Genomic DNA, 21,005 nt, shown 5'->3' on the forward strand with positions numbered 1-21,005 from the left:
CCGCAGGTCCGGTGGCCCGCACACGCCCCCGCCCGGCATGAGCCTCCCCAACGGCGCACCCGGCCCTGGCGGGGCACGCCCGCCCGCCGGACCGCCCGCCGGACCGACCACCCGGATCGTCCGGCCACGTCCGCCCGGCCCGCCGCGCCCCGGCACGCCAGGCGGCGCCGACCCGGAGGGCCCGACCGAGCTCCTGCCGTCGGTCCACCGCGGCGTCGGCTCCGAGCCGCAGCTGCTCACGCACCGCGAGCCGGACTACGACGAGGACCGCAACGACGACCCGGACCTCAACGACGACTACTACGACGACGAGGACCGGCCGCTCAGCGAGGACGACCGCAAGCGCCGGCGCAAGAAGATCTGGCGCCGGGTCCGCCGCACGGCGTATGTGCTGACCGCGCTGGGGATCATCGTCCCGATCGTGGGGTTCTTCGTCGCCTACCAGCTGGTCGAGGTGCCCGACGCCAAGGCAGTGGCGGACGACCAGGGTCAGGTCGTGACGCTGAGCTACTCGGACGGGGCCGTCCTGTCCCAGCTCGTGCCGCCCAACGGCAACCGCAGGATGGTCACGTACGAGCAACTTCCGGAGACCGTCAAGAACGCGGTGTTCGCGGCCGAGGACGCCGAGTTCATGACGAACCCGGGCTTCGACATCACCGGCGTGCTCCGCGCGGGCTGGAACCAGGTCACCGGCGGCACCGGCGGTGGCTCCACGATCACGCAGCAGTACATCAAGATGGCCACCGGCGACGACGAGGCGAGCTACACGCGCAAGGCCCTCGAAATGGTCAAGGCCTACAAGATGAACAACACGTACACCAAAGAACAGATCATCACGGCCTACCTGAACACCATCTACTTCGGCCGCAGCGCGTACGGCATCTCCGCCGCCGCGAAGGCGTACTTCGGCGTCGATGATCTCGCCAAGCTGACGCCGTCGCAGGCGGCGCTGCTCGGCGGCATGATCCAGCGGCCAAGCGAGACGGATCCGGCGTACATGAAGAGGCGCTGGAACTTCGTCATGGACCAGATGCTGGACAAGAAGTGGATCACGGCGGCCGAGCGCAAGGCCGCGACGTTCCCCAAGACGATCGCGCCGGAGGAAGCCCGGCCGCAGGCCGTCACCGGCCCGAGGGCACACATCCAGCAGGCCGTCCTCAACGAGGCCAAGGCAGCCGGATACCCCCTGGAGACGTTGCGCAAGAAGGGCTACCAGATCAAGACCACGATCCACCCGCTCGCGCAGAGCTATGCGGAGGCCGCGGTCCGGGACGTGCTCGCTGAGCAACCCCCCAACCTGTTCCCCGGCATGGTCGTGGTCGATCCCAGCAACGGCGCGGTGCTCGCCTACTACGGCGGCAAGGACGGCACCGGCTACGACTGGGCGAAGACACGGCAGGAGCCCGGCTCGTCGTTCAAGCCGTTCGACCTGGTCGCGCTGCTGGAGAAGGGCAAGGGGCTTGGCGAGACCTACGACGGCCGGACCAACCGCGTGTTCGACGGGCGCAAGGTCCGCAACTCTGGCGGCTCGTCCTGTGGCGAGAAGTGCACGGTCGCGCTGGCGATGAAGAAGTCGATCAACACGGTGTTCTACGACATCGCGTTGAACGAGGTCTCCACGAAGAAGGTGGCCGAAGCCGCGGGCAAGGCGGGAATCACCTCACCGCTCGAAGGCGAGAATGGTGCCGCGCCGGACGCCAACATCTCCATCGGCGGCGGTAAGACGCGGGTCAGCACGTACGAGATGGCTTCGGCGTACGCGACGTTCGCCTCCGGCGGCATGTACCACAAGCCGCACATGATCGATTCGATCCTCGGCCCCGAGGGCGAGACGGTGTGGAAGCCGGACCAGAAGATCATCGACGGCACGCCGGCGTTCGACGCGGGCAACGCCGAGCGCAACCGGCAGATCGCCCGCAACGTCACCGAGGCGCTGCTGCCGATCCCGGAGTACTCGGACATCCCGTGCGACGACAACCGGCAGTGCGCGGGCAAGACCGGCACACACCAGCTTGGCGCCACCGAGGACAACATCAAGGCCTGGATGGTGGGGTACACCCCGCAGGTCTCGGTCGCGGTGTCTCTCACCGCCGAGGAGAACCGAAAACAGATGCCGTTGAAGGACAAGAACGGCAAGATCGTCTATGGCTCTGGTCTGCCCGGTGAGATCTGGCAGACGTTCATGAACAGCTGGCTGAAGGACGCCGACAAGATGACCTTCGGCAAGTACGACCCGATCGGCAAGGCCGCGTCGGACGAGGACGAGTCCAACAAGGGCGACAACGGCGACGGCCGGCCGTCGAACAACCGGCCATCCGACAACAAGCCGTCGGACAACCGCCCGAGCGACAACAAGCCGTCCGACAACAACCCGCCGACGAAACCCGACCCTGGGACCGAGCCCCCGCCGTCCGAAACCGAGACGGACGGACCGTTGATCCCGACCTTCCAGGGAAGACCGCCGGCCGGTAACTGACCGATCGACGACAGAGGCCCCCGCGTGGGGCCTCTGTTCGTTTCCGGGGAGAGGTGCGCGGCCGGACGATCACCGCGCCCCGTAGCATCGCGGCCGTGCCAGGCGACCCGGAGCCAGACGACGTGGCGGACGACGCACGCACCGGGGCAGCCGACGTCAGCGACACGGCGACGCTCGGCCCGGCGGACCGCGTGATCCCGACGTGGACCGAACCGCTGGCACGGGCGGGCAGTACGCCGATCGGCGGCCCGCTCGGGGCGCACGCGACCATCGGCCGCCACTGGTTCTGGACACCACTGCGGGTGGCACTGCTGATCGCCGTGATCGGCCTGACGATCGGCTGGTTCGGCAAGGCAGCGTGCGTGCAGCAGTACTACAACGAGGACGCGAAGCAGCTGGAGCTGGACTGGCGGTCGAACCGCCCGTTCACCGCCATGTGCTACTCGGACATCATCCCGCTGTACTCCGCGGAACAGCTCGACAAGGGCGGCTTCCCGTACAAGACCAGCTGGTACGACGACGAGGGCAAGCCGACACAGCACCAGCGCTGGATGGAGTACCCGGTGCTGACCGGCCTCTTCCAGTGGGTGAACGCCAAGCTGACCGACGGCTGGCTGAAGATCGCCGAGTCGGGCTGGCTGCCGACAGGCCTTGCGGTGACGGTGTTCTTCGACATCTCGGCCTTCTGGCTGGCGCTGGCGTGGCTGGTGACGATCTGGGCGGTCACGAGAACGGCCCGCCGCCGCCCGTGGGACGTCGTGCTCGTCGCCGCGTCGCCACTGGTGCTGGTGCACGCGTTCACCAACTTCGACGCCCTGGCCACCGCCTGCGCCGCGACGGCCCTGCTGGCATGGGCCAGAAAACGGCCGCTGCTGGCCGGTGTCCTCCTCGGTATCGGTGGAGCCGCGAAGCTGTACCCGCTGTTCCTGCTGGGCGCACTGCTGGTCCTGTGCGTCAGAGCGGGAAAGATGCGCGCCTTCATGACGACGGCGGTCGCGGCACTCGTGACGTGGGCGGTGGTGAACCTGCCCATAGCCCTGCTCTACCCGAGAGGCTGGTGGGAGTTCTTCCACCGCAACAGTCTCCGCGGCGCCGACCCGGACTCGCTGTACAACGTGGTCGCCCAGTTCACGGGCTGGCAGGGCTTCGACGGTCCGCTCGCGTTCGACCAGAGCCCGGCGGTGCTGAACGCGGTCACCGCGGCACTGTTCGTGGCGTGCTGCGCGGGCATCACGTTCGTCGCGTTCCACGCCCCGACGAGGCCACGCGTGGCCCAGCTGGCGTTCCTGGTGGTGGCCGCGTTCCTGGTGACCAACAAGGTGTGGAGCCCGCAGTACTCGCTGTGGCTGGTCCCACTGGCGGTGCTGGCGCTCCCGAGGTGGCGCCTGCTACTGGCCTGGATGACCGTGGACGCGCTCGTCTGGGCCCCAAGAATGATGTTCTACCTCGGCGACGACAAGAAGGGCCTGCCGATCGACTGGTTCCTGTCGTTCGTCGTGCTCCGCGACCTCGCGGTCCTCGGCCTGTGCGCAGTGATCATCTACGAGATCTACCGCCCGATCCGAGACCTGATCAGAATCACCGGCGACGACGACCCTGCAGGTGGCGTACTCGATGGCGCCCCGGACAAGGTCGTGCTGAAACGCAAGCACCGCAGCGAGGAGAAGGTGGAGACGCCAGAACCAGCGTGACGCTGGCCTCCGGCCCCCTCGAACCACGCTACCGGCAACCACCGACACGCAAGCCCGCCGAAGCACACGCCTGTGGACAACCCCCGCCCCTGTGGACAACCCACCCCACGACAACGGGAAATGTCACCCCCCACCCGTACGCTGGCAACCGGGGGCCGGAGGCCACCGGGCGGCACGTTTCGCGGCCGATTCCGCCAGCCGCCAACCCATCTCACGGCCCTGAACCGGCAGCTCGCCAACCGTCCACTCCCGGAATCCGGACGGGCAATCCCGGCGTCGCCCCGCCAATCACTGACGGCGAACCCCGCCCGCGGCGAACCGGGAAACTCGCGAGTCGCAACGGGAGACTCCCGAGTCCCGAACCGAAGACTCGCGAGTCCCCAACCGAAGACTCGCCAGTCCCCAACCGAAGACTCGCGGGTCCCCAACCGTGGACTCGCGGGTCCCCAACCGTGGACTCGCCAGTCCCGAACCGTGGACTCGCGGGTCCCCAACCGTGGACTCGCGGGTCCCCAACCGTGGACTCGCGGGTTGCGAACCGTGGACTCGCGGGGGTTGACCGTTTGTGGTGGGGTGGTGTCTGTTGTGGATAACTCGTTGGCCTGTGGATAACTTGGGGCGCTGGGGCTTGGGGTGTCGGTGTCTGCCCGTATGCTGGCAACCGGGGGGCGGAGGCCACGCCTCGGGCTTTTTCGGGGTGGAATGCTTGTGGGGATTGGGATTCCGGGGGTGGCTGGGCCGTTGGGCCTGGCATTCGGATTCCTTGGACCACGCTGCTGGTGGGTACCGACGGTCTTGGGGTGTGTGGGGGTGGCCTGTGGACAACTCAGCGGGTGCGGAGCTTCAGGCGGCCGTTCGTGCTTGTCAGCAGTTCGTCCAGCAGCCTGTCCGCGGACAGGGGTTGCAGGCGGCGGCGCATGGCGTTGAAGAACTGTTCGCCCGGCCACCACACCATGGCCAGGACCGCGGTGGTCAGTGCGCCGGTGAGCAGCACGCCCCGTTCCTGGCCGACGAACGCGATCAGCAGGCCAACCAGCATCGGGAGCTCGATCGCGGGGAGGCGGTACAGCACCGTAAACGACAGCCAGATGTGGATCTCGTCGCGGGTCGGGCGGCGTTTCGGGGTCAGCACCGGGTCGACCACCAGCATCGCCACCAGGAAGGCCGCCCCGCCCAGCAGCGGCGGGACGAGTGTCGCGCCCGTGATGCCGAACGTGGTGTCCGGCAGCGCGACCAGGCCCACCACGCACAGCGCGAGCGATGACGCCACGACGAAGCCGGTCAGCAAGCTCGCGTCGGTGCTCTGTGCTGCCGCCATGTGCGAATGAAAGGCCAGGACCGCTCAGACTGTCAAGCGTTCTCGTTCCGGCCGGAACGTCTCCTTCGCCGTCAGGAACGCGCAGAACAGGCCGACGAGCAGCGCCGCTCTGCCCCACACGCCGATCATCACCGCCTGCGCCGCGAAGCCGTTGAAGATGTCGCCGTGCTTGCCGTCGAAGATCTCGTAGTACCAGCGGAAGATGCCGATGCCCATCGCCAGGTCCGCGACGAAGTACGCCACGATCCAGCCCCACCGGATCCGCAGCAGCACGAACATCGGGATGAGCCACAGCGTGTACTGCGGCGAGTGGACCTTGTGCAGCAGCAGGAACCCGCACAGCATCGCCGCCGACACCGGCAGCCAGGGATACGTGCCCTCCCGCTGGTACCGCACCCAGCCGATGCCGCAGGCGACCACGAACGAGATCATCATCAGCAGCGGTGACAGGACGCCGATCAGCTCCTGCACCGGCACGTTGTCCGGGTCGGAGTCCGGGCGCAGGCCCCAGAACCAGATGGAGTTGGTCGTGATGTCGGCCTTGCGCAGCAGCTGGAACGTGAACGACGCGCGCCAGCCCTCGAAGCCCGCCACCATGAACGGCACGTTCACCGCCACCGCGGTGCCGAGCGCCACCCCGGCGACGCGCAGCGCGCCCTTCCAGTCCGGGCTCGAGCGGCCCGCGAACTCCGTGCCGCCCCGGCCGCCGGTCATCACGTAGATCATCAACGGCAGCACGAAGATCGCCGGGTACACCTTGAACGCGAAACCCAGCCCCAGCAGCACGGCGGCGACCGTCGCGCGGGTCAGCAGCGGGCGGTCCGCGCCGCGTTTGCCCCACCCCCTGTGCACGACGTAGAACGCCGCCGTCGCGCACAGAACGACCGGCAGCTCCCAGTTGTGGAACGCGTACAGCACCAGCGGCGGGCCGACCGCCCACAACAGGGCACGCCACCCCGACATGCGGCCGAGTAGCCACGCCGTGGCCAGGCCGAACGGGGCGAGCAGCAGCGCCGAGTACAGCAGGAAGTCGGCGTCCGTGTGCGCGAAGATGGCCGACGCCCAGATGAACACGCCCGTCAGCACCGGGTACTCGACGACGCCACCGGTCGGCTGGCCCTCTTCGGTCAGGCTGCCGTGCACGTACGGGAACACGTGGCGGTCGATGTCACGGCCGATCCACAGCGTCTGGATGTCCGAGTAGCAGAAGTCCTGGTACCGGCGCTGGTCGAAGTCCGGCTGGCTGCGGCCCCACTGGTCGAAGTCCGGGCCCGTGCAGCGGTCCTTGTTGATGAACCCGAGCACGAGGGTGATCCCGCACAGGACCGTCAGCACGATCAGGCCGAGCGAGGTGAGACGGGCTCCGACACCCGGCCGGCCGGCGGCGCCGTCCGCCGCCGCACCCACCTTCTCGGGCACGTCATCCGCTCCTGACCTCGGCTGCGACTGGGGTGCCGCCGCACCGGCCGGCACGATGCTCACCGTCCCATGGCCTCACGCAGGAACGCGATGTCGTCGGCCTGACCGTCCGATGGCGTCTCCACCACGACGGGCGCGCCTGCCTCCTTCACCACGGCGGCGAGCTCCTGCGCATCGATCATGCCAGTCGCGATGTTCGCGTGCCTGTCCCGCGACGAGCCGAACTCGTCCCGTGAGCTGTTGAGGTGCACGAGGTCGATCCGGCCGGTGATGGCCTTGACCCGCTCGACGATGCCGACCAGGTCCTCCCCGGCGGCGAACGCGTGGCAGGTGTCGAGGCAGAAGCCCGCGTCGAACTCGCCGACCTCGTCCCACAGGCGCGCCAGCATGTCGAAGCGGCGGGCCATCGCGTTGTCGCCGCCCGCGGTGTTCTCGATGAGGATCGGCAGCGGGAAACCACCGGCCTCCGCCTGCCGCTCGAAGAACTTCCGCCAGTTCGCGAGGCCCGCGGCCGGGTCCTCGCCCTGTGTCACGTGCCCGCCGTGCACGATCAGCCCCTTCGCCCCGGTCTTCGCCGCCGACTCGGCGTACTGGGTGACCGTCTTTCGGGACGGGATACGGATCCGGTTGTTCGTCGAGGCGATGTTCACCGGATAGGGCGAGTGCACGAACACGTCGATGCCCGCATCGCGCAGCACATCGGCCTGCGGATGGGGCGGCTGCGCCTTCCAGCTCTGCGGGTCGCCGAGAAAGAACTGCACGACATCCGCGTTCCGCTCCCGTGCGGCGCCGATGGGGTCGTCGCTCTTGATGTGGGCGCCGATGCTCATGGCCCGCGAGCGTAGTCGGCCGGGCCGACACCAAAGCGGAGGTGTCCGGCCTACGCCTGTCGTGCGGCCGGTTGGGCCGGATGGCGGAACCGCATCGTCATGGTCACGGGTATGCCTGGTTTATGCCTGGTTATCGTTACCGCGGCGGGTTACGGTCGTTGAACCCCTAGGTGTTACCGGTGAGTATCGGGAGGACGAGCATGCGCAGGCGCGTGAGGAGCCTTGCCACCGCGATCGTGTTCGTCCTGACCACCTCGGTGGCTGGCCTCCTGGCAGGCAGCGGCACGGCCAGCGCGGCCGAACCCATCGTCATCGGCTCATGCGCCGCCTCGATCGAGGGCGCGCCGGGTCAGCCCGTTTCGCTCGCACCGGCCGCCGTACTCGGCATCGTGACCGACGCGGTGCGTGCCGTCCCGCTACTCGGGCCGCCACTCGCCCACGCCGCCAACCAGGCGTTCGCGGCGCTGCCGCCCATCCCGCTCGGCGCGCTGCCGAACGGCACCGGCTACATCACCGGCGGCACGATCGCGAACGCCGTGGTCGCGCAACTGCGGAAGATCCCCCTGCTCGGACCAGTGCTGGCGGCGGTCGTGAAGACCGTGCAGGCCGTGCTGAGCCTGGGCTGCGGCGTGACCGTCAAGGGTGTCAACGCGGTCGCCGCACCCGTCCAGGACGGTGCGGACGCGGTCGCGGACGCGTCCGAGAACGTCACCGCGAAGGTCATCGAGAGCCTGCCAGGGCTGCCAGGACTACCCGGTCCCGGCGGCCCCGGCGGTGGTGGTGGCGGTACGAACAACCCCGGCCCGGGTGGCGGCACCGGCGGCATGCCCGCACCCAACCAGCCGCCCCTCGGCGGCCTGCCCGGCGTCGGTCTCGACCTCTACCAGCCGGGTCTGTGGAACTTCGGCCGCTGGCCCATGGCCGACTACTCGGACATCCCGTTCGCCCGTCCCGGCCTGTGGGCGCCCGCGCCCGGCGTCCGGTACGGCGGCGGCGTGCCTGGGTACTCGCCGGAGTTCGGCATCGTCGGCGACACACCACTCGACGACGGCGTGTCCGTCGCGGGTCGCGCGGAGGCGATCACCCCGCCCGTCGGCCAGCGGGTCGAGTTCCCCGTGCTGCTCGCGGTGCTCGCGCTGTCCTGTGTGACGGCCGCGCTGGTCCGCACGTGGGTCCTCCGCAAGGCGCCCCGGCCCGCCCTGTAGCCTGTTCGGAGCAAGACCCCTCCTGCCACGGAGAGTCCGTGGCCGCCGAGTCCACAGGAGGTGAGTGGTCTTCATGCGTCATTACGAGGTCATGGTCATCCTCGATCCCACTTTGGATGAGCGGACGGTTCAGCCGACCCTCGACAACTTCCTCAACGTCATCCGCACTTCGGGCGGGAACGTCGAGAAGGTCGAGGTTTGGGGCAAGCGCCGCCTCTCGTTCGAGATCAAGAAGCAAACCGAGGGCATCTACGCCGTGCTCGACGTGAACTCCGATCCCGATGCGGTCAAGGAGCTCGACCGCCAGCTGGGCCTCCAGGAGTCGGTGCTGCGGACTAAAGTCCTGCGGCGCGACCCCGCGGGGGCCTGAAACCGGAGGTAACAACATGGCCGGCGACACGATCATCACCGTTATCGGCAACCTGACCGCGGACCCCGAGCTGCGCTTCACGCAGTCCGGTGCGGCGGTCGCCAACTTCACGGTGGCGTCGACACCCCGCACCCTCGACCGCGCGAGCGGCGAGTGGAAGGACGGCGAAGCCCTCTTCCTGCGGTGCAACATCTGGCGGCAGGCCGCTGAGAACGTGGCGGAGTCACTCACGCGTGGCGCCCGCGTCATCGTCAGCGGCCGGCTCAAGCAGCGGTCCTTCGAAACCCGTGAGGGCGAGAAGCGCACCGTTGTGGAGCTCGAGGTCGACGAGATCGGCCCCTCGCTGCGCTACGCCACCGCGAAGGTCAACAAGGTGGCCCGCGGCAGTGGCGGCGGCGGTGGTGGTGCCGGCGGAGGCGGCGGTTACGGCGGTGGCGGTGGTAGCGCCCCGGCCGACGACCCGTGGGGCTCGGCCCCGCCCGCCGGTTCCGGTGGCGGGTTCTCGGACGAACCGCCGTTCTGACCAGAGCTTCTTGGGACAAACACCTTCGGGATTGAGACAGACTCAGGAGTAATACCGTGGCCAAGCCACCCATTCGCAAGCCGAAGAAGAAGGTTTGCGTGTTCTGCAAGGCCGAGAAGAAGGCCAAGACCAAGTCGGACCTGCAGGACATCGACTACAAGGACACCACGTTACTGCGGAAGTACATCTCCGACCGCGGCAAGATCCGTGCCCGCCGGGTCACCGGCAACTGCAGCCAGCACCAGCGTGACGTCGCCATCGCGGTGAAGAACGCGCGGGAAATGGCTCTGCTGCCCTACACCTCGACCGCGCGTTGATCTGAGGAGTCACGATGAAGCTCATCCTCACCGCTGATGTCGAGGGCCTCGGTGGCCCCGGTGACATCGTCGAGGTCAAGGACGGCTACGGCCGCAACTACCTGCTTCCGCGTTCGCTCGCGATCGTCGCCTCCAAGGGCGCCGAGAAGCAGGTGCAGACCATCCGTCGTGCGCAGCGGGCCAGGGCCATCCGTGGCCTCGACCACGCGCAGGAGGTCAAGGCGCTGATCGAGAAGATCGCTCCGGTGCAGCTGAAGGCCAAGGCCGCCGCGGGCTCCGGCAAGCTGTTCGGTTCGGTCACCACCGCCGACATCGTGTCGGCGGTCAAGGCCGCCGGTGGTCCGGTGCTGGACAAGCGTTCGGTCGAGGTGTCCGGTCACATCAAGACCGTCGGCAAGCACTCGGTGAACGTGCGACTGCACCCGGACGTCAGCGTCGCGTTCAAGCTCGAGGTCACGGCCGTCTGACGGTCCCTCGAAATATCGACGGAGAGTAACCAGAACCGCGTCAGCCCCGTGTCGGGTCAACCAACTCGACCGGGGCTGACGGGTGTGGTCACCCGTAGGACCACGACACGCCGAAGGCGCGGGTCCGCACGACACGCCGGTCGGCATCAGGTTAGTTTTTCCACAACCTGCACACATCCCGTGAACTGGGGTTTCTTCGGCGACCGCCGAGGCTGTCCCCAAGTTATCCCCAGGCAGCGGGCCGACCTGTGACTGGATGCCGGAAAGCATCCACACGCTGTCCACAAGGGCGTTTTGCGACGGCATGACCAGGCCCTACGGTCCATCTTGCCGCTCGCTCTGAGTGCGCCTTGCCGTTGAGTGCTAATGTGTGATGTCGAACATGTGTTCGACATCCGAGGGGGTGTCTCGGTGGCTCTGACCGATGACCGCGAGGCCGCGCCGGGGGCGAGTGGCGGCAACGGGTTCGACCGGCAGCCACCGCAGGATCTCACCGCCGAGCAGAGCGTGCTCGGCGGCATGATGCTGTCCAAGGACGCGATCGCCGACGTCGTCGAGGTGCTCCGCCCCAACGACTTCTACCGCCCGGCGCACCAACTGGTCTACGACTGCGTCCTCGACCTGTACAGCCGGGGCGAGCCCGCCGACGCCGTGACGGTCGCCGCCGAGCTGGAACGCAGGGGCGAGATCCGGCGCATCGGCGGCGCCCCGTACCTGCACACGCTGATCGCGACGGTGCCGACGGCCGCGAACGCCAGCTACTACGCGGAGATCGTCGCCGAGAAGGCGACGCTGCGCAGGCTCGTCGAGGCGGGCACGCGGATCGTGCAGCTCGGCTACTCGGGCGCGGAAGGCGCCGACATCAACGAGGTCGTCGACCGCGCACAGTCGTCGATCTACGAGGTCACCGAGCGCCGCACGACGGAGGACTACGTCGCGCTGGAGGAACTGCTCCAGCCGACGATGGACGAGATCGACGCGATCGCCTCCCGTGGCGGCACGTCGCTGGGCGTCCCCACCGGCTTCACCGACCTCGAGGCCGTCACCAACGGCCTGCACCCCGGCCAGATGATCATCGTCGCGGCGCGGCCGGGTATCGGCAAGTCGACCCTGGGGCTGGACTTCGCCAGGTCGTGCTCGGTGACGCACGGCATGACCAGTGTCATCTTCTCGCTGGAGATGAGCCGTACCGAGATCGTCATGCGCATGCTGTCGGCCGAGGCGAAGATCCGGTTGCAGGACATGCGTGGTGGCCGCATGACCGACGACGACTGGACCCGGCTCGCGCGGCGGATGAGCGAGATCAGCGAGGCGCCGTTGTTCGTGGACGACTCACCGAACATGACGATGATGGAGATCCGGGCGAAGGCGCGGCGGCTCAAGCAGCGGCACGACCTGAAGCTGGTGGTCGTCGACTACATGCAGCTGATGACGTCCGGCAAGCGTGTCGAGTCCCGGCAGCAGGAAGTCTCGGAGTTCTCGCGTCAGCTCAAGCTGCTGGCCAAGGAGCTCGAGGTGCCGGTGGTCGCGATCAGCCAGCTGAACCGTGGTCCCGAACAACGCACGGACAAGCGGCCGATGCTGTCCGACCTTCGTGAGTCCGGCTCCCTGGAACAGGACGCGGACATGGTCATCCTGATCAACCGCCCGGACGCCTTCGAACGCGACGACCCGAGGGCGGGTGAGGCGGACCTGATCCTCGCCAAGCACCGCGCGGGCCCGACCGCCACGATCACCGTCGCCCACCAGCTGCACTACAGCCGCTTCGTGGACCTGGCACAGTCATGAGCAGCTCGCATACCGTGTGATGTATGGCTGATCGGCGTGCCTCGCTCGGGCGGGTGCAGGCGTACCTCGGGCGGTGCAGTGCCGCCGAGGCGTTGGCCAACCGGGACGCGTTCGGTGGGGTCACGTTGCAGGGGGTGCACGGGCTCAAGATCGCGCGGGTGCTGGACCGGGCCGGGGAGCTGACGGGCGTCGATCTCGATCCCGCCGCCTATCTCGCGCGGGGGAAGCCTGCCGTGCCGGTTGTGCGGGGGCAGCTGGGGTTCGATCTCGACCTGCCTGTCTTCGACTGGGTCGAGGCGCAGGCCGAGCTGGGGCTGCCCGTCGTGCGCACTGCCGGGCCCCGGTTGCGGGTCGGGGAGGTGGACGCGCTCAAGGCGGAGCTGCACCGCGAGTACCCCGTGCCGGTTTCCGTGACGCTCGTGCTCGATGGCGGCTGGCTCGGGTCGAAGCACAGTGGGGTGCTCGCCGAGCAGTTGCGTGCCGCGGGCCGGGATGTGTCGCTCGTGCTCGGCGCGCCGTTCGACCCGGTCGACTCCTCGTACAAGGTGCAGGGACTGCGGCGGTTGCTTCGGTGGAGCAACCGGACCGGGCGGAAACTGGAGTTGCTGCGCACCGGGCCGATCGGGATTCCCGCGGTCGCCGCGGGTGCGAAGGTGGCCGCCATCGGCCTTTCCACGTCCACGCGGCACCTCGGCGGGCCGGTCGCGCGGCGGGCCGACGGGGTGCGGCCCAAGCGCAGCCCTCAGGTGTTCGTCCCTCGCCTGCTCCACTGGCAGCGGGGTGTGGACCTGAAGGGCACCGAGATCACCGACTGCTCGTGTGCCGCGTGTGCGCGGGCGGGGGCCGGGTTGCAGCGGTTCGGTGTCGCCTTCGACAGTTCGGTGCCTGCCGGGGTGCGGAACGCGGCGCGAGAGCACGACCTGCACGCGCTTGCCGAGGTGGTGCGTGGGGTCGGGGCAGCCCCCGATCCTCGGGAGGAGCTGTCCCGGTTGCGGCAGGACGCGCAGGACCTCGCCGAGGCCGTCGGTGTGCCCGTGCCGAAGTGGTTGGGGAACTGGGACTGACCGCACGTGACAGAGAAGGGCCCGGGAGCACCTCGCTCCCGGGCCCTTCTCTGTCAGCCGATCAGGCGATCGTCGGGATGTTGAAGAGGTTCGCCAGCGCGGCGCGGGTCGATTCGAGCGACGACCCACCAAGCTCCGGAGCCGCGACCTCGGAGACGCCCGGGACCGGCAGGGTGCCGATGGACGGCGCCTGCACGAGCGGGATGTCGCCGAGACCCGGCGCCAGCGTCTGACCGGCCAGCGGCAGCTCCGGCGTCAGGTCCCGCTGCGCGGGCACGCCGACAGGCAGACCCGAGGTCGGCAGGTTGCCGAACAGCGAGTTCACCGGCAGACCACTCAGCAGTCCGGAAAGCGGGTCGCCACCCAGGCCACCACCGAGCGGGTTCACGTCGGCGCGGCTCGCAGGCGCGGGCAGAATCCGCGGCTCTTGCGAGAGACCGCCGTTCGCCGCCATGTCGGTGAACTGGCCATGGCCCGGCAGCCCCGTCATGCCGCCCGCGAAGCCCGGCAGCACGCCGGTGAAGGCGCCGCGGAAGTCGTCGGCTGGTGCGGGCATGGAGCGCTGCGTGTGGACCGAGGGCAGCTCGGTTGGCGACATGCCACCACTGATCGGCAGGTTCACCTGGGGCTCACCCTCACCGACCCGCAGATCGCCGGTGTGGGTGGACTCCGCAACGGCCTCGGCCAGGATCTCGACCGGCACGTCGTAGACCGGGGCGTTGACGGCGGCGGGCAGTGTGGCGTCGAGACCGGACAGCGAGCCCATCTCACCGCTGGTGGTGGACTTGCCACCGACCTCGCCCTGCGTTTCGCTCACGCCCTCGGCGTACGCGTGGCTCGCCACCGCCGCCACCGCGTCGCCGAACGGCTGCACGGGAGCGGCCGCGGGCACGTCCACCAGGTTGCCGGACAGGAAGCCCGCGTCACCGGTGGTGTCGATGTCGCCGCCGGACTCGGCAAAGGTCTCGTTCGTCGACGACGAGGAGCCTGCCCCGCCGACCGCCGACGCGACGGCCGCGAAGCTCTGCGCGACCGGCAGCGCCTGCGGCGAGGCCACGTTGCCCGAGATCAGCCCACACTCACCGCTGGTCTCGGTGCCACCACCGGCGGAGGTCGCCGTCTGCGAATCCGCGAGCGACTCGTTGAGGCCCAGTGCCGAGACGGACTCGCCGTAGACCTGGCCCGCACCCGCGACCGGGGCGGTTACCACGTTGCCAGCGGCGGCGCCGTACGTGCCGTCGCTCGTGGCGTCGCCGCCTGCCTCCGTGTAGGTCTGGTTGACCGCGGTCTGCGTGCCCTTGGCGAGACCACTGACGCCGGTCCCGAACACCTGGGCGGGGAGGGACACCGGAACCTGCCCGATGTTGCCAGAGCCCAGACCCGCCTTGCCGGTCGCCTTGTTGTCACCGCCGGCGATGACCTCATTGTCGGCGGTCGCCGAGGCGTCGGTGACGCCCACCGCGCCCGCACCGTTGCCGAACACCTGTGCCGCCGTCGCGACCGGGGTGGTCACGAGGTTGGATGCGCCGACACCGTTGTCGTCGACGGCGCTGCCGCCGCCGCCGGAGCTGGTCGACTTGGTCTCGGTGGCGTCCGCGACGGCGCCACCGAGGCCCGCCGCGGCGTTGCCGTACACCTCGGTCGGCGAGTTCACCGGGGAGGTGATCACGTTCCCGCCGGCCGCCGAGTCGTCGCCAGTGGTGCCGGTGTGGCCACCCGCCACCACGGAGGCGACGTTCTGCCCGGTCGCCGACGCCTCGCCAACACCTGCCACGGCGTTCGAGAACACGTCACCCGTGCCGGACACCGGCGCGTTGGCCGTGGTGCCGGACGCGATGCTGTCGTGGCCTCGGGTGTAGGCGTCGCCGCCCGCCGTCGAGTCGACGTTGTTGGTGGCATCCGCCGTCACGTCGCCGAGACCGGTCAGCGCGTTGCCGTAGCCCTGGACGGGCAGCGCGACCGGAACGGCCGCGATGGCACCCGAGGCGACCGAACCCGCACCGGTGCTGCGGCTGGTGCCGCCCGCGCTGGTGGTGGTCGAGCTGTCACAGACGGCGTCGGCCAGGCCGGCCGCCCCTGCCGCGTTGCCACACAGCATGGCCGGGCCGGACACCGCGGGCTGCACGATGTTGCCCGCCGCCAGCGCCGGGTCGCCGTTCGTCTCGACGTAGGTCGGGACGTTGAACATGCCGGTGCGGGTCGCACCCGCGGTGGCATCGGCGGTCGACTCCGAGAAGGCGACGGACTTGCCGAGGCCCATGATCGCGTTGCCGTTGAGCCGCGCGGGCACGGCCACCGGCACGGGCACCGCGTTGCCGCCGCCGATGCTGTCCTCACCGCCGGTGAGGATGGAACCGCCCGCCTCGGCCGAGGTCTGCGCCTCGGAGGTGGCGTCGGCGCAGCCGCCGCCCGCGACCGCGTTGCCGTCGACCTGGACCGGCGTCGCGAACTGCGGCGCGAGCACGTTGCCACCGAGGAAGCTGTGCGACCCGTCGGTGTCGATGTCGCCCGTGGACCAGGCTTCCTGCGAGTTGGTGCCCTCTGCGGACGCGTTGCCGAGGCCCGCGACCGCGTTGTTGGTGATCTGCACCGGGAGTGCCCAGTCCAGGTCCACCACATTGCCGCCGAGGAAGCTGTGCGACCCGTCGGCCTCGGCGTCGTGGTTCCAGCCGTAGCTGTGATCCGAGTCGTTCGTCGTCTCGGCGTGGCCGAGGAGCGCGATCGCGTTGCCGGAGATGTCGACCGGCACGACCAGGTCGAGATTGAGCTGGTTGCCCTGCAGGGGCGTCTCGCACATCTCGTCGATGGCGGGCACGTTCGCCGCGTCCAGCGAGGAGAGGGCAGGCACCTTGTCGCCGACGGGCAGCGACTTCAGCTTGTCGGTGACCGGCGTGGCCTTGTCCGCGAGCGGCGCGGCGAGGTTGAGCCCTTCCTTCGGCAGCGGCGCGACGGCGCCCTGGGCCTTGGCGACGACAGGTGCAGCCGTCCCCATCGCCTTGGCGACGAGCGGGTCGGTGACCGGCGCGGCAGGCGCGATCGGCAGGGCGCCGGTGATCTGGGAGGCGCTGACCTTGATGTCCCGGTGCACGCCGGGGATGGCCTGCTGGCCGAACGGCGTGCCGAGCACGTTGTTGTCCGTGTGGACGGGGATGGTGACCGAACCGTCGAGCGGCGATGCCGGCTTGTCGGGGTTCACGTCCTCGTCGGCAGAAGCGATGCCGGTACCCAGCATCAGCAAACCACCGGTGACTAGCGCGGTCTGAAGACCTCGCCTGGCCCAGGTTTGCATCGTCAGATGCTCCTTTCGTTTCCCTTTGGGGGTTTTGGCGGGTGGCCGGGCGCGGAGGGGGCATCCGCGCCGGGGCATTCGGCCACCCGGGTCTGTGGGTGGGCACGGAAAGTGCCCTCGGGAGAAGGCGGGTGTTTGTCCGCTCAGCGCTCATGGCTGATGGCGGACGCGCCGGTCAGTGATCAGTCGGGTGCGACCCCGGGCTGCACGCCGGGACGGCCGGACGTGGCCGCGTCACACGCCGAGGCGATACCGCCTCGGGTGAGGTCGAAGGTGCTGTCCTGCCACGGAAGCGCGGCGAACAGCTGCGAGTCGACCGAGTTGGCCGCCGAGCCGTGGCCACCCGTGGCCGGCACACCGGCCGGGGCGAACGGCATCGGAGTGGGCACACCCGGCAGGTTCGGAAGCGACGGCTGGGCCGGTTCCGGGGAACCGCGCCTGCTCATGCCGTCCGCGATGGCGCGGTCCTTGGCGGTGCGGCTGGCGATGGCGTCGAGGTCGACGCCGGGCACCGTGGCGCTCGCCGCACCCGCGACCGGTGCGAGCACCGGTGCGGCCGGGAGGTCCGACCGGCCGAAGCCGTCGGGCGGGTACTCGTGGTGGGTGTCGCCTGCGAGGCACTCGTCGCAGGCGGGCAGCACTTCGAGCCCGTCCTGCGCGTCGATGCGAAGCGTCACCGCCGCGTGCTTCACCTTCTCGCCGAGGTCCTTCAACGGGTCCGTCGGCGGGGGCGGCGGGTTCTGCAGGTACTCCGCGACCGTTTCGACGGTGCCGGCCGGGGGCGCGACGTGCCCGGTGACGGGCTCCGCGAAGTCCTGTACCCCGGCGATGGCGAGCTGCACCTGGTGCTCGATCGGCAGCAGCGGCTGGTGCTCGTCGGCCGCAGCGGAGGCGGAGGAAAGGCACCAGGCGATGGCGGTCCCGGCGGCCATGCCGCCGACGACCGTCAACGTCCTGCGGACCACACGCCGCGCGAACGCGGCGGTCTGCGAGACGTCGTTCTGCGCCTGAGCCACTGAACCTCACTGAGTAGTACTGAGTACGGGCGGGAATCACACACCGAGCGATCGGTTGATCACGTTCGGTCCCGCAAGCCGTGCAGCGAGGACACTTTCATCAATGCCCCCCGGCTCGCACGTCCGACCGGTGCAGTCCCCCTGATCGTGTGACGAACACAGTGTGCATTCGAACCTGACGGAACGTAGTTGTCCGTGGTGGGGCTTGTCGGCTGCCAAATGTCCGACCCGCTCGATACCTTGCGTAGGTGACGTCGTCCCCGGAAGAGAAGTCCCCACCAGAACCAAGAAAACGCCGACGGCCGCCACCAAGGGATGTGACCGGTCTGGTGCCGACCGGCCTGCGGGTCAGTGCCGCGCTGGCATGGCGGTTCCTCATGGTCATCGCCGCGCTGTACGTGATCATCTGGCTGGCGGGCTACTTCTCGCACCTGATGGTGCCGGTGGCGATCGCCTTACTGCTTTCCGCGCTGATGGCGCCGGGCGTCGAACGTCTCGTGCAGTGGGGCGTGCCGCGTGGTGCGTCCGCCGCGCTGGTGATGGTCGCGGGCATCGGTGTGCTCGGCGGCCTGCTGACGTTCGTGGTCATCCAGTTCACCAACGGCCTGCCGCAGCTGCAGTCCCAGGTGTCGGACAGCCTCGACCAGATCAGGGTCTGGCTCACGGAGGGCCCGTTCCACCTGCGGGACGAGCAGATCACGACGTTCATCGACAACACGATCGACACGATCCAGAGCAACCAGGCGGCGATCACCGAGGGCGCGGTCACCACGGCCGCGACCATCGGCGAGATCCTCACCGGCTTCCTGCTCACCGTGTTCGTGCTGATCTTCTTCCTGTACGACGGCCCTGGCATCTGGAAGTTCCTGACCCGCGCCGTGCCCGTGCGGGTGCGGGACCGGGTGGACGTGGCCGGGCGGCGCGGGTTCGGCGCGCTCGTCAGCTACGTGCGCGCGACCGCCGCGGTGGCGCTGGTCGACGCCGTCGGCATCGGCGTCGGGCTCGCGGTCGTGCAGGTGCCGCTGGTGATCCCGCTGTCCGCACTGGTGTTCCTTTCCGCGTTCGTGCCGATCATCGGTGCGGTCGTGGCCGGCACGGTGGCGGTGTTGATCGCGCTGGTGGCGAACGGGTTCATCGCGGCACTGGTGGTGCTGGCGATCGTGATCGGCGTGATGCAGCTGGAGAGCCACGTCCTCCAGCCCTGGCTGCTCGGCCGCGCGGTGCGGCTGCACCCGCTCGCGGTGGTGCTGGCGATCACCGCGGGCCTGCTCGCGGCGGGGATCGCGGGGGCGCTGCTCTCGGTGCCGCTGCTGGCCGTGCTGAACGCGGGCATCAAGTCGCTGGTCCACGACAACGACACCGAGCCGAAGGAGATCGACGTCCTGCACCAGGACGACCAGAAGGCGCCGGGCGAGGACCACGAGGACACGCAGGCGAACTGGCAGCCGTGAACGACGCACACCATGAACACTGAGCAGGGCCGGGACCCGACGCTTCCCCTGTGGCGTGCCGCCGTTCTGCTGCGGGTCCTGACCCTGCTGTTCGCGCTCGGCGTGATCGCCTACCACCTCGAGGAGTACCGGCTGCCGTGGCTGGCGCTGGTGATGGGTGGCGTGATGATCGTGTGGACGGCCGTCATCGCGGTCCGGTACCTGAGACCCGCCGAGCGGTTGCTCGCGTTCACGGTGGTCGACCTCGTCGTGTGCTGTGCGGTGATGACCAGCTCCCTGCTGGTGCTCACGCCCCAGCAGCTGGCGGGTGAGCCGGTCCCGCTGGTCCCGACGGTGTGGGTGACCGGCGTGGTCGCCGCGGGCGCGGTGGCCGCCGGGCCGGTCGCGGGTGGGGTGTTCGGCGCCGCGGTGGCGGCGTGCAACTTCGGCGTGCGCGGCTACGTCGACACCGACCTGACCCGGGACCTGATGCTCCTCGTGGGGGTGGGATTCGTGCTGGGGCTGGCGGCGTCGACGTCGCGGCGGTCGGCGGCCCGGCTCGCGATCGCGTTGCGCACCGAGGCGGCCACGGCCGAGCGGGAACGGCTCGCGAGGTCGATCCACGACAGCGTGCTGCAGGTGCTCGCGCACGTGCGCAGGCGCGGCACCGAGCTGGGCGGTGACGCGGCGGAGCTGGCGAAGCTCGCCGGTGAGCAGGAGATCGCGTTGCGGGCGCTGGTGTCGAGTGCGCCGGCGTCGACGGAGAGCGGTGCGGCGGACCTCGGCGCCCGGTTGAAGTTCCTGGAGACCGAACGAGTCTCGGTGTCGGTGCCCGCCACCCCCGTGCCGCTGCCCGCGACGACGGCGAACGAGCTGACGTCGGCCGTGCGGGAGGCGCTCGTCAATGTCGGCAAACACGCCGGTGCGACCGCGAGGGCCTGGGTGTTGCTCGAAGACCTCGGGTCGGACATCGTGGTCAGCGTCCGGGACGACGGGGTCGGCATCCCGCCGGGCCGGATGGCCGAGGCGGAACAGGAGGGGCGGATGGGCATCGCACGGTCCCTCCGGGGCCGGATCGCCGAGCTCGGGGGCAGCGTGACGCTCGAGACCGCACCAGGAGAGGGGGTCGAGTGGGAACTCCGGGTACCCCGGTGATCGCCGTGATGGTCGTCGACGACCACCCCATGTGGCGGGACGGGGTGGCGCGGGACCTGACCGAGCGCGGGTTCGACGTGCGGGCGACCGCCGCCGACGCGGCCGCCGCGGTGCGGATCGCGCGGACGGTGCGGCCCGATGTCGTGTTGATGGACCTCAACCTCGGCGAGGGCTCCGGCGTGACCGCGACCGGGCAGATCACCGCCGGGCTGACCGGCACCCGGGTGCTGGTGCTGTCCGCGTCCGGGGAGCACGCGGACGTCCTCGAGGCGGTGAAGGCGGGCGCGTCCGGCTACCTGCTGAAGTCGGCGTCGGTCGAGGACCTGGTCGACGCGGTGACGCGGACCGCGGCGGGTGACGCCGTGTTCACCCCCGGACTCGCCGGTCTCGTGCTGGGTGAGTACCGGCGGATGGCCGCCGAGCCGGAGCCACGGGACCAGCCGAGGCTGACCGACCGGGAGACCGACGTGCTGCGGCTGGTCGCGAAGGGCCTGACCGCACGGCAGATCGCGACGAGGCTGGTCCTGTCGCACCGGACCGTGGAGAACCACGTGCAGTCGACGCTGCGCAAACTCCAGCTGCACAACAGGGTCGAACTGGCCAGATACGCCATCGAGCACGGGCTCGACGAGGAATGAGCTCCGCTC

The 21,005-nt window shown here is 69.6% G+C and carries 17 protein-coding genes; 12 read left to right on the forward strand and 5 right to left on the reverse strand.

Features of this window, described 5'->3' with window-relative positions; all coding sequences use genetic code 11:
• Both WBA97_RS00125 and WBA97_RS00130 read left to right on the forward strand, forming a co-directional pair.
• On the forward strand, nucleotides 1-2,476 hold a 2,476-nt coding region (locus WBA97_RS00125), incomplete at its 5' end, for a transglycosylase domain-containing protein (protein ID WP_424228535.1).
• Between the two features lie 122 nt (nucleotides 2,477-2,598).
• Nucleotides 2,599-4,167, forward strand: a complete 1,569-nt coding sequence (locus WBA97_RS00130) for a glycosyltransferase family 87 protein (protein ID WP_424228553.1) — start codon at nucleotides 2,599-2,601, stop codon at nucleotides 4,165-4,167.
• Nucleotides 4,168-4,993: 826 nt separating this feature from the next.
• On the opposite strand, the gene WBA97_RS00135 is transcribed toward WBA97_RS00130, so the two are convergent.
• The 3 genes from WBA97_RS00135 to WBA97_RS00145 are packed head-to-tail and all read right to left on the reverse strand — an operon-like array spanning nucleotide 4,994 to nucleotide 7,734.
• Nucleotides 4,994-5,485, reverse strand: coding sequence for a hypothetical protein (locus tag WBA97_RS00135; RefSeq protein ID WP_424228536.1), 492 nt, complete (start codon nucleotides 5,483-5,485; stop codon nucleotides 4,994-4,996).
• A gap of 24 nt (nucleotides 5,486-5,509) precedes the next feature.
• Nucleotides 5,510-6,967: a glycosyltransferase family 87 protein gene (locus WBA97_RS00140; RefSeq protein ID WP_424228537.1), complete on the reverse strand. Its 1,458-nt coding sequence runs from the start codon at nucleotides 6,965-6,967 to the stop codon at nucleotides 5,510-5,512.
• Nucleotides 6,964-7,734, reverse strand: coding sequence for a deoxyribonuclease IV (locus WBA97_RS00145; RefSeq protein WP_424228538.1), 771 nt, complete (start codon nucleotides 7,732-7,734; stop codon nucleotides 6,964-6,966). The genes WBA97_RS00140 and WBA97_RS00145 overlap by 4 nt, the downstream gene beginning before the upstream one ends.
• A 200-nt stretch (nucleotides 7,735-7,934) precedes the next feature.
• Here WBA97_RS00145 and WBA97_RS00150 point away from each other — a divergent pair, with 200 nt between their 5' ends.
• The 7 genes from WBA97_RS00150 (at nucleotide 7,935) to WBA97_RS00180 (ending at nucleotide 13,468) form a co-directional block, all read left to right on the forward strand.
• Nucleotides 7,935-8,939 (forward strand): hypothetical protein, encoded by a 1,005-nt coding sequence (locus tag WBA97_RS00150; protein WP_424228539.1) that lies wholly within the window; start codon nucleotides 7,935-7,937, stop codon nucleotides 8,937-8,939.
• A 73-nt stretch (nucleotides 8,940-9,012) separates the two neighbouring features.
• Nucleotides 9,013-9,309 carry a 30S ribosomal protein S6 gene (gene rpsF, locus WBA97_RS00155; protein WP_424228554.1) on the forward strand — a complete coding sequence of 99 codons (297 nt, stop codon included), beginning with the start codon at nucleotides 9,013-9,015 and terminating at the stop codon, nucleotides 9,307-9,309.
• A 16-nt stretch (nucleotides 9,310-9,325) separates the two neighbouring features.
• A complete protein-coding gene (locus WBA97_RS00160; protein ID WP_424228540.1) occupies nucleotides 9,326-9,832 on the forward strand; it encodes a single-stranded DNA-binding protein in 507 nt (168 codons plus the stop codon).
• A gap of 56 nt (nucleotides 9,833-9,888) precedes the next feature.
• Complete coding sequence (gene rpsR / locus WBA97_RS00165; RefSeq protein WP_184810847.1) at nucleotides 9,889-10,149, forward strand: 30S ribosomal protein S18; 261 nt, start codon at nucleotides 9,889-9,891, stop codon at nucleotides 10,147-10,149.
• Between the two features lie 14 nt (nucleotides 10,150-10,163).
• Nucleotides 10,164-10,616, forward strand: coding sequence for a 50S ribosomal protein L9 (gene rplI / locus WBA97_RS00170; protein ID WP_424228541.1), 453 nt, complete (start codon nucleotides 10,164-10,166; stop codon nucleotides 10,614-10,616).
• A gap of 411 nt (nucleotides 10,617-11,027) precedes the next feature.
• Nucleotides 11,028-12,404 (forward strand): replicative DNA helicase, encoded by a 1,377-nt coding sequence (gene dnaB, locus WBA97_RS00175; RefSeq protein WP_424228542.1) that lies wholly within the window; start codon nucleotides 11,028-11,030, stop codon nucleotides 12,402-12,404.
• Between the two features lie 23 nt (nucleotides 12,405-12,427).
• Nucleotides 12,428-13,468 (forward strand): hypothetical protein, encoded by a 1,041-nt coding sequence (locus WBA97_RS00180; RefSeq protein ID WP_424228543.1) that lies wholly within the window; start codon nucleotides 12,428-12,430, stop codon nucleotides 13,466-13,468.
• Nucleotides 13,469-13,529: 61 nt separating this feature from the next.
• Here WBA97_RS00180 and WBA97_RS00185 read toward each other — a convergent pair whose 3' ends face one another.
• Together WBA97_RS00185 and WBA97_RS00190 are read right to left on the reverse strand one after the other, a co-directional pair.
• A complete protein-coding gene (locus WBA97_RS00185; RefSeq protein WP_424228544.1) occupies nucleotides 13,530-16,700 on the reverse strand; it encodes a chaplin family protein in 3,171 nt (1,056 codons plus the stop codon).
• Nucleotides 16,701-16,939: 239 nt separating this feature from the next.
• A complete protein-coding gene (locus WBA97_RS00190) occupies nucleotides 16,940-17,773 on the reverse strand; it encodes a hypothetical protein (RefSeq protein WP_424228545.1) in 834 nt (277 codons plus the stop codon).
• Between the two features lie 317 nt (nucleotides 17,774-18,090).
• Between WBA97_RS00190 and WBA97_RS00195 the strand changes: the two genes are divergently transcribed.
• The 3 genes from WBA97_RS00195 to WBA97_RS00205 are packed head-to-tail and all read left to right on the forward strand — an operon-like array spanning nucleotide 18,091 to nucleotide 20,996.
• Complete coding sequence (locus WBA97_RS00195; protein ID WP_424228546.1) at nucleotides 18,091-19,224, forward strand: AI-2E family transporter; 1,134 nt, start codon at nucleotides 18,091-18,093, stop codon at nucleotides 19,222-19,224.
• 12 nt (nucleotides 19,225-19,236) lie between these two features.
• Entirely contained in the window at nucleotides 19,237-20,358 is a 1,122-nt protein-coding gene (gene macS / locus WBA97_RS00200) for a MacS family sensor histidine kinase (RefSeq protein WP_424228547.1), read from the forward strand.
• An 8-nt stretch (nucleotides 20,359-20,366) separates the two neighbouring features.
• On the forward strand, nucleotides 20,367-20,996 hold the full coding sequence (locus WBA97_RS00205) for a response regulator (RefSeq protein WP_424228555.1): 630 nt from the start codon (nucleotides 20,367-20,369) through the stop codon (nucleotides 20,994-20,996).
• Nucleotides 20,997-21,005 lie beyond the last annotated feature (9 nt).

It is taken from the genome of Actinophytocola sp., from assembly GCF_049647105.1.
Taxonomy (GTDB): domain Bacteria; phylum Actinomycetota; class Actinomycetes; order Mycobacteriales; family Pseudonocardiaceae; genus Actinophytocola.